The sequence below is a fragment of the Moorella naiadis (nom. illeg.) genome, from assembly GCF_051020825.1.
Classification (GTDB): domain Bacteria; phylum Bacillota; class DSM-521; order Neomoorellales; family Neomoorellaceae; genus Neomoorella; species Neomoorella naiadis.
The window spans coordinates 19,118-33,319 of the sequence record NZ_JAXGFQ010000004.1 but is presented as its reverse complement, the minus strand read 5'-3'; the positions used below and the strand labels follow the sequence as shown (position 1 = coordinate 33,319).

Genomic DNA, 14,202 nt, shown 5'->3' with positions numbered 1-14,202 from the left:
GCATATTATGGCCACGAAACCGGAAAATCACGGTAAACCTTGGACGGACAAGCAGGTTAAGCAATTGCAGAAGCTGGCCGATCAGAACACGCCCACGCGGGTGATCGCGCTCAAACTGGGACGCACCGAGGATGCAGTCCGCGCCAAGGCAAGCGAGGAAAGTATCACGTTCAATAAGGTGGACCCCGATGTCAAGACACAAAATGAAAAATTTTAAGCTACAAACAGATGTTTCGATAAGGTTATATTTGGAAATTGATTATCTTGATATGGCTTGTTTAGTTTCCAGATATGGATACTAGTTCCTGGGAATCGGCTGCCTGATAGTAAATTTGAGCCGGTGTATAATAGCCCAGGGATTGGTGGAGGCGTTGTTCGTTATAAAATTTGAGGTAGTTTTTAATGCCCTCACGGGCTTCCCTGGGAGTCTGGTATTCATGGAGGTAAACCTCTTCATACTTCAAGCTACGCCATAATCGCTCAGTAAAGATGTTGTCATGGGCCCGACCCCTGCCGTCCATGCTAATGGCTACACCGGCTGCCTGGAGGAGACTGATGTACTGGTGACTCGTAAATTGGCTCCCCTGATCGCTGTTGATAATCTCCGGCCGGGCTTGATGCAGAGCCCTTTGGACAGCCTCTAAAACAAAGGGGACCTCCAGAGTCTGGTCCAACTCCCAGCTTACGACGTAGCGGGAGTACCAGTCGATGATGGCGACCAGGTACATCCATCCCCGTTTTAGCCGGATGTAGGTGATATCAATGCCCCAGACTTGATTGGGGTGATCGATTGTAAGATGGCGCAAGAGATAGGGGAAGGTCTGGTGTTCCTGATTTCTTTTGCTCAGATTGGGACCAGGACAGATGCCGGCTATCCCCATTTCCCGCATATGGCGCTGCACGGCCTTGCGATTGACCAGATATCCCTCCCTTTGTAGTTGAGCCGTTATGCGCCGGGAACCATAAAATGGAGTCTGGGTATAGATCTCGTCGATACGGCGCTTAATGGCCACCTCCTCCGGGCTGGGCTCAACGGGTTTGTAATAGAGGCTGGTGCGGTTAAGCCCCAAGAGTTCTGCTTGGGCCATGATGGGTATTTCGGAATTGTCCCATTCCACCAGGGCCACGCGTTCAGCTCGGGTAAGGTCAGAAACCAGATTTTTTTTCAACCAGGCCAATTGGGTGGTGAGCTTCCCTACTTCAGCATACAACTCCTGGAGCTGCTGCTCATAATCGGCCTTAAGAGCTGCGACTTCATTATGCCTGTCAGTAAATAGGCTCGGCAGTTCTTTAATGGCCAGGGCCGTCCACCGATTGAGCTGGGTTGGATGCACCCCGTGTTCGGATGAGAGTTCCGAGATGGATTTTTCCTCTTTGAGAATTTCCAGCACCACTTTGGCTTTAAATTCTGGTGAGTAGCTTTTCCGAACAGACATTTTTATCTTAGGACCCCCTGTTTTTGTGTCTTAAATCCTGGGTCCATTATACAAGCCGACCAACCAGTCCCCGTATAACCGCCGCCGTAAATGAGGGGTTGAGCGCACATGCACTGTTCATGCGCCGGAGTTGGAACTGACAGATGAGCAACTCCGTGCCCTCCTCCTCAAAACGGATTCCTGGCTCATGTATATTCTGCAAATATGGGAGGGGACGAAATAGCTGTGCTTACCGCCATAGAAATCGCGAATTTTAAGGCCTTTGCCGAAACGCAACGGATTCCCTTGCGCCCCCTCACCCTGATCTACGGGGCCAATAGCTCGGGGAAATCGAGTATTATTCACAGCCTGATTCTGGCTCGCCATGCATTGGAGACGGGCGATTTGGATGTACATCGGACCACCGTGGGCGGTGAGTCCGTGGATTTGGGAGGGTTCCGCCAATTTATCCATCGCCGGGATGTTAACCGCCGGATGGAGTGGTCGGCGGAACTTGACACGGCGTCGTTGAGGGGCCGAATGGCCGAACTTCTAGCTCCGGTGAAGCGGCTGACAGTCTCTCTTGCGGTGGGAATGGCATTAGATGATCAGGGACGGCCTCTCCCCGAAACCTTGCCTGAGATTCATACTTATGAGGTTCTGGGCGATGATAGAAGCCTGATGCGCATGAGTAAGCGCCCAGACGGTAAGCTGCAACTGGACCGGCTGGATCACCGGCACCCCGTTTTCCGGGAAGTCGTGAAGGCGATTGTGGAGATGTCCACAACCACCGAAACCCTTCTGCCTTCCGATTTCGAAGGGTTAGAGGAGGCCATCACAGAAGTTGTTCCTAAAATCGTTGCCTCCGCAGGGAAGTTTCTGCCCGAGGGACTCACCAGATCAGAGGTTTTTAACCCCGGCACGCAAGCTTCGCTTTTTCCTGTCAGCCGCGGACGCCGTCGGGAGGATTTGGCCGCTGCCGTCCAGTTTTTCATTCCCCGTACACTGGACGAGTTGATACGGGGCATTGGACAGGCGGTTGCTGAGGAACTCTCCCGGTTTCAGTATTTGGGCCCCCTCCGGTCTTATCCACCACGGCATCTGGCCTTTTCACAGCATCATGACCCTAATTGGATTGCCGGCGGGGGTTATGCCTGGGATGTGGTTCGTCGCGATTCCCGTGTGCGCGAATTGGTTAACGCTTGGCTCACCGCCCCGGATCGGCTGCAGACGCCTTATGAATTGGTTTTGAGAGATCTCGTAGGGATTGACCAACTCGGCGGGCCGTTACTCGAGGGTCTTGAACGGCTGAATGAAGAAGGACTTGGCATAGAACACGAAATCGACGAGGACCAGATGGGTCCCTCATGGCCCGTAATCAAGGACCTTGAAGCAGAGGCGACAAAGATCCGCAACCTTATTCAGTCTTCGGATATTGAGAAACTCAACGAACTCATCATGATTGATCGCCGTTCGAACACTATAGTGAGCCACCGGGACGTAGGAATCGGTGTGAGCCAGGTTCTACCAGTTCTGGTGGGGGCCTATGCTTCCAAGAAACAGATTATCGCCATCGAGCAACCTGAGATTCACCTTCATCCGGCGTTACAAACCGATCTGGGCGATGTGTTCATCCAGTCGGCGCTTGGTGACGATCAGAACCGTTTTCTGATTGAGACCCATAGCGAACACTTGCTTCTGCGAGTCATGCGGCGAATGCGTGAAACCAGTAACGGCAACCTTCCGAAAAACGTACCAATGGTCAAACCCGAAGACGTGTGCGTACTTTTCGTGCAGCCCAGGGGCACCTCTTCAGCTGTGCGCCATTTGGAGTTGGATGAGGATGGACAGTTTCTTGATGCTTGGCCGGGCGGCTTCTTTGAAGAAGGATACCGTGAAAGGTTTGCTTAAAGGAGGGACTGCCTGTGCTGTATGAATTCGCCATGACACCAGATTTGTTCGACGCATCCAGAGTAAATACGGACGGCACGGCCGGCATCGTACTGGTCGAACTTCTGCGAGGAATTGCGGAAAACGGGCTCTTAGCGAATCTCCATAAAGATCGCTGGCTACGCCATGTCACCGAAGCAAGGGTTTCTACGCTCCCTCCTACATTGAAAGACAAGGTCATGACCTGCCTGAAGGTCCTGCATGACCGGCACCGCCTGGTCCGCCACCCGAAATGCATGAGTGGCGATCCATCATCTGATCTGGATTGACTCAACCTGGCATTAGATTCCCATCGGCGAATTCCCTTTCATGGAATTATATTGAGCCAAATTCTTATGGACTCCTGTGACCAGGAATGTGGCGCCTTTGTCGAGTTTCTCGGTGCCTTGGATTCGCCCCAATGGGATAGGAGACGACAGCGTACTTTTACTTTAACAAAGTCCACTGCTGATTATCGAGCAGCACTTACCCCAATCTTGCGTTATGCAAAATCGCTCTCCCTGATTGATCCCTGGCTGAATTCCCATGAGTCCCGCTATTTTGACACCGTTACAATTTGCTCAAACGTCATGGGTCAAAGGGGATATGCCAGGCTCCAGGGCCGTATCCACATCCATGCGGAATACCGAAATCAGAAACCGGACGGCCGCACCGTCAGCGATTACCTGGATGCATGGGATCAGAAACTCCGCCCACTGATCGCAGCAGACGGTCATCGCTTCAAGGTTTTTCTGTGGGAATCACTACGGGACTCAGAAACGATGCATGACCGTTTCATTCTAACCGATCAGTGCGGAATATCCACGCCTGGAGGTTTGGATTGCCGAACCGATTCCCACGGGAACAGCACTGACTGGAGCCTCCTCGATGAGGATGTACGTAGAAGAAGATGGAATGATTACGACCCTGTTATGAGCCCGTTTAAGCTTCGCGGTGAAAGGGAAATTTCATGATTGGAACGTTATGGCGCGAAAACTTATTGACAGCTACCACCCCTTTTGCTATTATGGGGGCGAAAAGAGAATAAGGAAATGGTCTGTATAACCGGGGGAATAGGGCTTCCGGGTTTCTACCGGGCAACCGTAAATTGCCCTGGCTACAGCCTGAAAGTGTACCTCAGGGTTCCGCGCGGGGGCTGCCGCGGCCAGGTCCGAGTGGTACAGGCACTTTCGTGCTACACCGGAGGGACAAAAACCCAGGCGGGTAGGTTTCAGCGTTGCGCGACCTACCCTGGCCTGGGTTCTTTAGTTTACAAGACACCCAGGCCGCCAGGCGGCACCAGCAATGGACGAAAGCACGTTATTTTCAGGAGGGGTTACTGGGAAGAGGTGGAAATAAGAGTTAAATTATACTTTATGATCTCTATGCTCATTAATGGGAGCAGAAGCGGAGATGAAGTGGAGATGAACCGGACCGGGAGTTAAACTATATTTAAACAGGAGTAGATGGCAAAGAGCATAAAGCTGCTTGATGTAATAGATGCTAAATTTTAAGGAAAAGGAGGAATTTGATGCATCCTGTACATATAGGTATTGTCATGGGCAGCGACTCCGACCTGCCTATTATGGCTCGGGCGGCGGCTATGCTGGACCGCTTCCAGGTCCCTTATGAAGTTAAAATCCTGTCCGCCCATCGTTCCCCCGACGCCGCTCTGGAATACGCCCGCAAAGCAGCCGGCCGGGGGCTCAAGGTCTTGATCGCCGGCGCCGGGGGTGCGGCCCACCTGGCCGGCGTCCTGGCGGCAGTGACCACCCTGCCGGTCATCGGCGTTCCCATCCATACGGCGGCCCTGGGCGGCGTCGATTCCCTTTACGCCATGGTCCAGATGCCCCGGGGTATCCCGGTGGCCACTGTGGCCATCGATGGTGCGGCCAATGCCGCGATACTCGCAGCCCAGATTCTGGCTGTCAACGATGGGACCCTCCGGGAACGCCTGGCGGCCTATAAAGAAGAACTGGCCCGCGAGGTGGCGGCCAAAGACGCCCGGCTGACGCAACGGGGAATCAAAGGTTATTTGGGGGAGGAACGGAAATGATTGAACGCTATACCCTGCCGGAAATGGGGAAGATCTGGGAAGCAGAGCACAAGTTCCGCACCTGGCTGGCTATTGAGATCTACGCCTGTGAGGCCTGGGCCGAGCTGGGCCGGATCCCGCCGGCGGCCCTGGAAGAGATTAGGGCCAGAGCTGATTTTAACCTTGACCGCATTAACGAAATCGAAGCCACCACCCACCACGATGTCTTGGCCTTTCTAACGGCAGTGGCGGAAAAGGTGGGCGACGCCTCCAAGTACATCCACCTGGGGATGACCTCCTCCGACGTTCTGGACACGGCCCTGGCCGTGCAGATGCGGGACGCCGCCGGCCTGCTCTTACAGCGCCTCCGGGATCTACGGGCCGAGCTGGTAGAAAAGGCCCGGGAGCACAAGTACACCTTGATGATCGGCCGCACCCACGGTGTCCACGCTGAGCCCACCACCTTCGGCCTCAAGATGGCCCTGTGGGTTATGGAGGTGGACCGCCACCTCGCCCGGCTGGAACAGGCCCAAGAGATGATCAGCGTGGGCAAGATCTCCGGCGCCGTGGGTACCTTCGCCAACATTAACCCCCGGGTGGAGGAACACGTCTGCCGGCGCCTGCGTCTCCAGCCCGCCGGCGTCTCCACCCAGATCATCCAGCGGGACCGCCACGCCCAGTTCCTGGCCACCCTGGCCATCATCGGCAGTTCCCTGGAGAAAATGGCCACGGAGATCCGCAACCTCCAGCGCACCGACATCCTGGAGGTGGAAGAGCCCTTCGCTAAAGGCCAGAAGGGCTCTTCGGCCATGCCCCACAAACGCAACCCTATTTTATCCGAAAGGGTGGCCGGCCTCGCGCGGGTGTTAAGGGGCAACGCCCTGGCCGCCATGGAAGACATCGCCCTCTGGCACGAGCGCGACCTGACCCACTCCTCGGTGGAACGGGTAATTATCCCCGACAGCACTATCCTGCTGGACTACATGCTGGTGAAGTTCACCGGGATTATCAGGGGTCTCAACGTCTACCCGGAGAATATGCGCCGCAACCTGGAGGCCACCCACGGCCTGGTCTTTTCCCAGCGGGTCCTCCTGGCCCTGGTGAACAAGGGCGTCCTGCGGGAGACGGCCTATGCCTGGGTGCAGCGCAACGCCCTCCAGGCCTGGCAGACCCACCAGCCCTTTAAAGAACTGGTCCTCAAAGATCAAGACATCAAGGCCCATCTGGACCCGCAGGAAGTCGAGGAACTTTTCGATTACGACTATCACCTGCGCCATGTGGACTACATCTTCCGCCGCGCCGGTTTGGAGTAACCCCGGGACCGGTATAGAAATTTCAAAAGGAGCGAGCTGCCATGCTTATTAAGGGAGAATTACTTTATGAGGGTAAAGCCAAAAAGGTTTACCGGACGGACGACCCGGATTGTTATTTAGTGGAATTTAAAGACGACGCCACGGCTTTTGACGGCCTGAAAAAAGGCACCATCGCCCGCAAGGGGGAAATTAACACCCGGCTGTCGGCCCTGTTATTTACCATGCTGGCCGGCCAGGACATCCCTACCCACTTTATCGAGCAGACCGGTCCCCGGGAGATGCTGGTAAAGGCAGTCAAGATCATCCCGGTGGAAGTGGTAGCCCGCAACATCGCCGCCGGCAGCCTGGCCAAACGCCTGGGCCTGGAAGAAGGGACAGTCCTCAAGCGCCCGGTGCTGGAGTTTTACTATAAATCCGATGAACTCCATGACCCCATGATTAATAACTACCACATTGCCGCCCTGGAACTGGCCACCGCTACCCAGATTAAAGAAATGGAAAGCTACGCCTGGAAGGTTAATGAGCTACTGACGGGATTCCTGCAACCGGCCAACCTGGTCCTGGTAGATTTCAAACTAGAGTTCGGCCTCTATCATGACCGGGTTCTCCTGGCAGACGAGATCTCCCCTGATACCTGCCGTTTCTGGGACAGTAGCAGCGGCGAAAAACTGGACAAGGACCGCTTCCGCCGCGACCTGGGCGGCGTAGAGGATGCCTATGAGGAAGTCCTGCGCCGGGTAGAAAGCTTGTGCGGTTAGGGCTGTTTGCGCGGTAGCATCAGAAAGGCATATGAAATAGCAGATGTGGCGTATAGGTGCTGGCGTGTACAGGCGCAAGGCGACTTTGGTTTGAGGCGTCAGCAAACTCGAGCTGTGCCGTAGCGAGGCGGCGGTGAACGGGATGGGGGAGCAAGGCTGAGCGTTAAGTTTGCTAGCCGAAAACCACTGGAGCCGGAGCCTGTACCGCCAGCAGTATTAACGGGGTTGTTCCACTAATATCCGTCTGTGGAAGAGGTGTAGCGTCTGTGTTACTGGCTAAAATTCACGTCACCCTGAAGCCTGGCGTCCTCGACCCCCAGGGTGAAGCTGTAGCCGGGGGTCTTAAAGCTATGGGATATGCCGGCGTTGCTGCGGTGCGCGTCGGTAAATATCTGGAAGTCCGGCTGGACCGGGATGACCGGGCGGAGGTAGAACGGCAGGTCGAAGAGATGTGCCGGCGCCTCCTGGCTAATCCGGTAATCGAGGAGTACCGCTACTCGCTGGAGGAGGTTACCGGCGCATTCACATCCTGATTTACTCCCGGGGGGCTGAGTCCCGCCAGCGAATACTAAAAACGGCGGGAGCCAGGTGATTTTGAAGGCCTGAGGGGTTTCCATTTGGAAATGTGGAACTGGCTTTAGCCAGTTCCGACCAGCCTCCCACCCCTCACTTCCCACCTCTCACATCTCATATACGGAGGAACAGCCATGAAATTTGGCGTCATCGTCTTTCCCGGCTCCAACTGCGATCAGGACGTCCACTACGCCCTGGGCAGGGTCCTGGGCCAGCCGGTAGACTACCTCTGGCACGGCGACACCCGGGTGGCGGGGTATGACTGTCTGGTCCTGCCCGGGGGCTTCTCCTACGGCGACTACCTGCGGGCCGGGGCCATTGCCCGCTTTGCCCCCATTATGCCGGCGGTCATCGATTTTGCCCGCTCCGGGGGCCTGGTCCTGGGCATCTGCAACGGTTTCCAGATCCTCCTGGAGGCCGGCCTTCTGCCCGGGGCCATGCAGCGCAACGCTTGCCTCCAGTTCCGCTGCCAGTGGACCCACCTGAGGGTGGAGAATAACGCCACGCCCTTTACCAACCGTTTCCGGGAGGGGCAGGTCATCCGCATCCCCATTGCCCACGGGGAGGGTAATTACTACGCCGACGCCGCCACTCTGGCCGAACTGGAGGCCAACCGGCAGGTGGTCCTGCGCTACTGCACCCCGGACGGCGCCGTGACGCCGGCGGCCAACCCCAACGGCTCGGTGGGCAATATCGCCGGCATTTGCAACCGGGAGGGCAATATCCTGGGGATGATGCCCCACCCGGAACGCTGCGCCGAAGGTATTCTAGGCGGCACCGATGGCCGGGAATTGTTAGCTTCTATTATTGACTGGTGGCAGGGGGGAAAGCGTCTTGGAGCCTGAAGTCTACCGGCAGATGGGCCTGACAGACGTGGAGTTTGCGAAGATTAGGGCCATTCTGGGCCGGGAACCCAACTACGTAGAAGTGGGCATGTTTGCCGTCATGTGGTCCGAACACTGCGGCTATAAGAATTCCCGGCCGGTGTTAAAGATGTTCCCGACGAAGGCCCCCTGGGTCCTCCAGGGGCCGGGGGAGAACGCCGGCATAGTCGATATCGGTGATGGCCAGGCCGTAGTATTTAAAATCGAGAGCCACAACCACCCCTCGGCCATCGAACCCTTCCAGGGGGCGGCCACCGGGGTGGGGGGTATTGTCCGCGACATCTTTGCCATGGGGGCCAGGCCCATTGCCGTCCTCGATTCTTTACGCTTCGGCCCCCTGGACGACCCCCGCACCCGCTACCTCATGAGCGGGGTGGTGGGGGGTATCGCCTTCTACGGCAACTGCCTGGGCCTGCCCACGGTGGCCGGGGAAGTTTACTTCGAGCCTTCCTATGCCGGCAACCCCCTGGTCAACGCCATGGCCGTGGGCCTCATTGAGCAAAAGGATATCCGCCGAGGCACGGCTGCCGGCGTGGGCAACAGCGTCATGCTGGTAGGCGCCCGCACCGGCCGGGACGGCATCCACGGCGCCACCTTCGCTTCTGAGGAGCTGAGTGAGGCCTCGGAGGAGCGGCGGCCTTCCGTCCAGGTGGGCGACCCCTTCCGGGAGAAGCTCCTCATTGAAGCCTGCCTGGATATTATTAAAGAAGATTTAATCATCGGCATGCAGGATCTGGGCGCCGCCGGGATCACCAGCTCCTCCTGCGAAATGGCGGCCCGGGCCGGTACCGGCATGGAGATCGACATCGACCTGGTGCCGCGGCGGGAAGAGGGCATGACCCCCTATGAGGTCATGCTGTCGGAGTCCCAGGAGCGGATGCTCCTGGTGCCCAAAAGGGGCGCTGAAGAGAGAATCCGGACCATTTGCCGGCGCTGGGGCCTGGAAGCGGTAATTATCGGCCGGGTAACGGACGACGGCCTGATGCGCATCAAGGAAAACGGCCTGGTGGTGGCTGAAGTACCGGCCCAGGCCCTGACGGACCAGTGCCCCCTCTACGAACGGGAACGCCGCCGGCCGGCCTACCTGGACGAAGTCCACTCCAGGGACCTGGGCCACCTGCCGGAACCAGAGGATTACAACCAGGTGCTATTGCAGTTGCTGGCGGCGCCGAACCTGGCCAGTAAAGAATGGGTTTACCGCCAGTATGACTATATGGTGCGCACGGACACGGTGGCCGGGCCCGGGGGCGACGCCGCCGTCCTGCGGCTCAAGGGAACCGGTAAAGGTTTGGCCCTGACGGTGGACGGCAACGGCCGCTACTGCTACCTGGACCCGGAACGGGGCGGGGCCATCGCCGTGGCCGAGGCGGCCCGGAACCTCGCCTGCGTGGGCGCGCGGCCCCTGGCCATCACCGATTGCCTCAACTTCGGCAATCCCGAAAAGCCGGAGGTGGCCTGGCAGTTTTACCAGGCGGTAACCGGTATGAGCCGGGCCTGCGCGGTCCTGCAAACCCCCGTCACCGGGGGCAACGTCAGCTTTTACAATGAAACCGAGGGCGAGGCCATCTATCCTACGCCCGTAGTGGGCATGGTCGGCCTGCTGCCGGATATCGAAAAACGCTGCGTCATGGGTTTCCGGCGGGAGGGGGACGTTATAATCTTGCTGGGAGCGACTTACTCGGAGCTGGGCGGCAGTGAATACCTGGCCGCAGTCCACGGCCTGGTGGCCGGGCAACCCCCGGCCCTGGATCTGGAGCGGGAGGCTGCCGTCCAGGCCCTGGTCCGGGCGGCCATCGCCGCCGGCCTGGTGACGGCCGCCCACGACTGTGCCGAGGGTGGTCTGGCCGTGGCCCTGGCGGAGAGTGTCCTGGCCGGAGGCCTGGGGGCCGAGGTGGCCCTGGCGGGCGAGCTGCGGCCGGATTGGCTCCTTTTTAGCGAAAGCCAGTCGCGGGTGTTGTTGGCGGTGGAGCCGGCGACGGTGGCGCGGGTCCTGGACCTGGCCCGGGAGCAGGGCGTACCGGCGGCGCCCATCGGCCGCTGCGGCGGCCGGGAGCTGGTTATACAGGTTAACGGTAGAAAGATCATTAGTCTTAGCCCTGGGGAGATGGAGAAAACATGGCGGGAGAGCATACCGGCCTTAATGGCCCGGTGAGGGGAGGGACGCCCTGGCACGAGGAGTGCGGTATCTTCGGCATCTACGCGCCGGGCCGGGACGTGGCGCGCCTTACCTATTATGGCCTCTTTGCCCTGCAGCACCGCGGCCAGGAGAGCGCCGGCATTGCCGTAGCCGGCGGCCGCCACATCGCCGTCCACAAGGGTATGGGCCTGGTGGCGGAGGTCTTTAATGAGGACAACTTGCGGACCTTGAAGGGTGACCTGGCCATCGGCCACGTGCGCTACTCCACCACCGGCGCCAGTTCCCTGGTCAACGCCCAGCCCTTGGTCTTCCGCTACCTGCGGGGCATGGTGGCCATCGCCCATAACGGTAACCTGACCAATGCCAGCGAGCTGCGGCGGGATCTGGGAGCCAGTGGCTCCATTTTCCAGTCCTCAACCGACAGCGAGATTATCGTCAACCTCATCGCCCGTCACAGCCAGGAGCCCATCGAAGCAGCCCTGCGCCTCTGCCAGGAAGAGCTCCGGGGCGCCTACTCCCTGGTGGTCATGACGGAGGAACAGCTCATCGGCGTCCGCGACCCCCACGGCGTCCGGCCCCTGTGCCTGGGCAAGCTGGGGGAAGACTGGATCCTGGCCTCGGAGTCCTGCGCCCTGGATACCCTGGGGGCCGATTTTATCCGGGACCTGGAGCCGGGGGAGATCGTGATCATCGACGGCCGGGGGGTCCGCTCCCTCCAAGGACCGCGGGCCCCCCACCGTGCCCACTGTATCTTTGAATACGTCTACTTTGCCCGGCCGGACAGCACCCTGGACGGGGAGACCGTCAACCTGGTGCGGCGGGAACTGGGCCGCAACCTGGCCCGGGAATACCGGGTGGCGGCCGACGCCGTTATACCGGTGCCCGACTCGGGTATCGCCGCCGCCGCCGGTTATGCCGAGGTGGCCGGATTGCCCTTTGTGGAGGGGCTGATGAAAAACCGCTACGTCGGCCGCACCTTCATCCAGCCCACCCAGGAGATGCGCGACCTGGGGGTACGCCTGAAACTTAATCCCATCAAGCCAATTTTAAAAGATAAAAGGGTAATCATAATTGATGACTCCCTGGTGCGGGGGACCACCAGCCGGCGGATCGTAGCCATGCTGCGCCAGGCCGGGGTGCGGGAGGTGCACCTGCTGGTGGCTTCACCCCCGGTCTTTCACCCCTGTTATTACGGTATTGACACCAGCGCCCGGGGCGAGCTCATTGCCGCCCAGTACACCCTGGAGGACATCCGCCGCCACGTCGACGCCGACAGCCTCCACTACCTGAGCCTGGAGGGTCTCTTCAGTTCGGTAAAACGGGGGGCGGAGGAATTCTGCGCCGCCTGCTTTACCGGCCGCTACCCCATTCCCATCCCCTCCCCGGAGGAGGCTACCAAATATAGCCTGGAAGGGTGATGCGGAGGGTAAGAATTCTATTTGCGGAGGAAGATGTAATGGTGGCTAGCGAAGGCTTCACCTACTCTGCCGCCGGCGTGGACATCGCCGCCGGCAACCGGGCGGTTGAGTTAATGAAGGAGCACGTCCGCCGGACCTTCCGGCCCGGGGTGCTGGGGGACCTGGGCGGCTTTGGCGGCCTCTTTGCCCTGGAACCCGGGCACTATCGACAGCCGGTACTCGTGGCGGGCACCGATGGGGTAGGGACGAAGCTGAAAATCGCCTTTCTCCTGGACCGCCATGACACCATTGGCATCGATGCCGTGGCCATGTGCGTCAACGATATCCTGGTCCAGGGTGCCGAGCCCCTATTCTTCCTGGACTACCTGGCGGTGGGGAAGATGGTGCCGGAAAAGGTGGCCGAAATCGTTGCTGGGGTGGCCGGGGGGTGCCGCCAGGCTGGCTGCGCCCTGATTGGCGGCGAAACAGCGGAGATGCCGGGTTTTTACCCGGAAAACGAATACGATCTGGCCGGCTTTGCCGTGGGCGTTGTCGAGCGGGAACACCTTTTGGACGGCCGGGGTATCCGGCCCGGGCAGGTAGTCCTGGGACTGGTCGCCAGCGGCCTGCACTCTAATGGTTTCTCCCTGGTGCGGCGGGTTTTACTGGCCGAAGCCGGCTATTCCCTGGAGCAGTTACTGCCGGAACTGGGTCGTACCCTGGGGGAAGAGCTCCTGGAACCGACGCGGATCTATGTAGCCAGTATTTTACCCCTATTGCAAGAAGGAGTAATCAAGGGTCTGGCCCACATCACCGGCGGGGGGCTCGTTGAGAATCCGCCCCGGATCCTACCGCCGGGCTGTAGCCTGCGCCTGGACCGGCGCAGCTGGCCGGTGCCGCCCATCTTCCGGCTCATCCAGGCCGCCGGCCGAGTGCCCGAGGCGGAAATGTACCGCACCTTCAATATGGGCCTGGGCATGCTGGTGGTAGTCGCTGCTGGTGACGCCGGCCGGGTAAAATCCCGGCTGGAGGCCGCCGGCGAGAAGGTTTTTGTCGTGGGTGAGGTTATAGCCGGCCAGGGGGAAGTAGAATTCGTGCCTGGTTTATAATAGGGAGGAGTAAAGCCCATGGTTGCGTCACCCTTACCTCTCGGCATTCTGGTCTCCGGCCGGGGGAGCAATATGGAAGCCATTGCCAACGCCATCGAGGCCGGGGAGGTGCCGGCCCGCATCCAGGTAGTGATCAGCGACCGGCCCCAGGCCCGGGCCTTGGACCTGGCCCGGCAACGTGGGCTAAAGGCCCTTAGCTTGGCGCCTGGTGCTTTCCCTGCCCGGCAAGCCTACGACCGGGCCCTGGCGGCGGCCCTAAAGGAAGAGGGCGTCAAGTTGGTGGTCCTGGCCGGTTTTATGCGCCTCCTTAGCCAGGATTTCCTGGACCACTTCCCGGGGCGGGTCATCAACATCCACCCGGCCCTGCTGCCGGCCTTTCCGGGGATTAACGCTCAGCGCCAGGCCCTGGATTACGGCGTCAAATACTCCGGCTGTACCGTCCACTTTGTCGATGCTGGCACCGATACCGGCCCCATTATCGCCCAGGCAGTAGTGGCGGTCCGAGACGACGATACCCCGGAAACCCTGGCGGCCCGTATCCTGGTGGAGGAACACCGCCTCTACCCCGAGGTTATCAAATGGATCGCCGAGGGCCGGGTAGAACTCCAGGGCCGCCGGGTCAGGGTGAAGGCGTAAAAATCTCATTTCAAAG

At 59.2% G+C, this 14,202-nt stretch carries 13 protein-coding genes and 1 riboswitch; of the genes, 12 read left to right on the top strand and 1 reads right to left on the bottom strand.

The window, feature by feature from the left end; genetic code table 11:
* The first annotated feature begins 7 nt into the window (after positions 1-7).
* The gene (locus SDD30_RS03565; RefSeq protein WP_434073565.1) at positions 8-217 is read left to right on the top strand and encodes a hypothetical protein; all 210 of its coding nucleotides are present in this window, start codon (positions 8-10) and stop codon (positions 215-217) included.
* Between the two features lie 61 nt (positions 218-278).
* On the opposite strand, the gene SDD30_RS03560 is transcribed toward SDD30_RS03565, so the two are convergent.
* Positions 279-1,436 carry an IS3 family transposase gene (locus SDD30_RS03560; RefSeq protein ID WP_434073564.1) on the bottom strand — a complete coding sequence of 386 codons (1,158 nt, stop codon included), beginning with the start codon at positions 1,434-1,436 and terminating at the stop codon, positions 279-281.
* A gap of 225 nt (positions 1,437-1,661) precedes the next feature.
* On the opposite strand from SDD30_RS03560, the gene SDD30_RS03555 reads away from it, so the two are divergent.
* From SDD30_RS03555 to purN, 11 genes are all read left to right on the top strand, one after another.
* The gene (locus SDD30_RS03555; protein ID WP_434073563.1) at positions 1,662-3,326 is read left to right on the top strand and encodes an AAA family ATPase; all 1,665 of its coding nucleotides are present in this window, start codon (positions 1,662-1,664) and stop codon (positions 3,324-3,326) included.
* 14 nt (positions 3,327-3,340) lie between these two features.
* On the top strand, positions 3,341-3,634 hold the full coding sequence (locus SDD30_RS03550) for a hypothetical protein (protein WP_434073562.1): 294 nt from the start codon (positions 3,341-3,343) through the stop codon (positions 3,632-3,634).
* Positions 3,635-4,381: 747 nt separating this feature from the next.
* Positions 4,382-4,484, top strand: a riboswitch (purine riboswitch).
* Positions 4,485-4,875: 391 nt separating this feature from the next.
* On the top strand, positions 4,876-5,400 hold the full coding sequence (gene purE, locus SDD30_RS03545) for a 5-(carboxyamino)imidazole ribonucleotide mutase (RefSeq protein ID WP_434073561.1): 525 nt from the start codon (positions 4,876-4,878) through the stop codon (positions 5,398-5,400).
* Positions 5,397-6,692, top strand: coding sequence for an adenylosuccinate lyase (gene purB / locus SDD30_RS03540; protein ID WP_434073560.1), 1,296 nt, complete (start codon positions 5,397-5,399; stop codon positions 6,690-6,692). The genes purE and purB overlap by 4 nt, the downstream gene beginning before the upstream one ends.
* Positions 6,693-6,733: 41 nt before the next feature.
* On the top strand, positions 6,734-7,450 hold the full coding sequence (gene purC, locus SDD30_RS03535) for a phosphoribosylaminoimidazolesuccinocarboxamide synthase (protein WP_434073559.1): 717 nt from the start codon (positions 6,734-6,736) through the stop codon (positions 7,448-7,450).
* A gap of 266 nt (positions 7,451-7,716) precedes the next feature.
* The gene (gene purS, locus SDD30_RS03530; protein WP_434073558.1) at positions 7,717-7,983 is read left to right on the top strand and encodes a phosphoribosylformylglycinamidine synthase subunit PurS; all 267 of its coding nucleotides are present in this window, start codon (positions 7,717-7,719) and stop codon (positions 7,981-7,983) included.
* Between the two features lie 174 nt (positions 7,984-8,157).
* Entirely contained in the window at positions 8,158-8,868 is a 711-nt protein-coding gene (gene purQ, locus SDD30_RS03525) for a phosphoribosylformylglycinamidine synthase subunit PurQ (RefSeq protein WP_434073557.1), read from the top strand.
* Positions 8,858-11,059, top strand: coding sequence for a phosphoribosylformylglycinamidine synthase subunit PurL (gene purL, locus SDD30_RS03520; RefSeq protein WP_434073556.1), 2,202 nt, complete (start codon positions 8,858-8,860; stop codon positions 11,057-11,059). Before purQ ends, purL begins: the two co-directional genes overlap by 11 nt.
* Positions 11,023-12,462 carry an amidophosphoribosyltransferase gene (gene purF / locus SDD30_RS03515; RefSeq protein WP_434073555.1) on the top strand — a complete coding sequence of 480 codons (1,440 nt, stop codon included), beginning with the start codon at positions 11,023-11,025 and terminating at the stop codon, positions 12,460-12,462. The genes purL and purF overlap by 37 nt, the downstream gene beginning before the upstream one ends.
* 38 nt (positions 12,463-12,500) lie before the next feature.
* The gene (purM, locus tag SDD30_RS03510) at positions 12,501-13,550 is read left to right on the top strand and encodes a phosphoribosylformylglycinamidine cyclo-ligase (RefSeq protein WP_434073554.1); all 1,050 of its coding nucleotides are present in this window, start codon (positions 12,501-12,503) and stop codon (positions 13,548-13,550) included.
* Positions 13,551-13,568: 18 nt separating this feature from the next.
* Positions 13,569-14,186 (top strand): phosphoribosylglycinamide formyltransferase, encoded by a 618-nt coding sequence (gene purN, locus SDD30_RS03505; RefSeq protein WP_434073553.1) that lies wholly within the window; start codon positions 13,569-13,571, stop codon positions 14,184-14,186.
* The last annotated feature ends 16 nt before the right edge of the window (positions 14,187-14,202 follow it).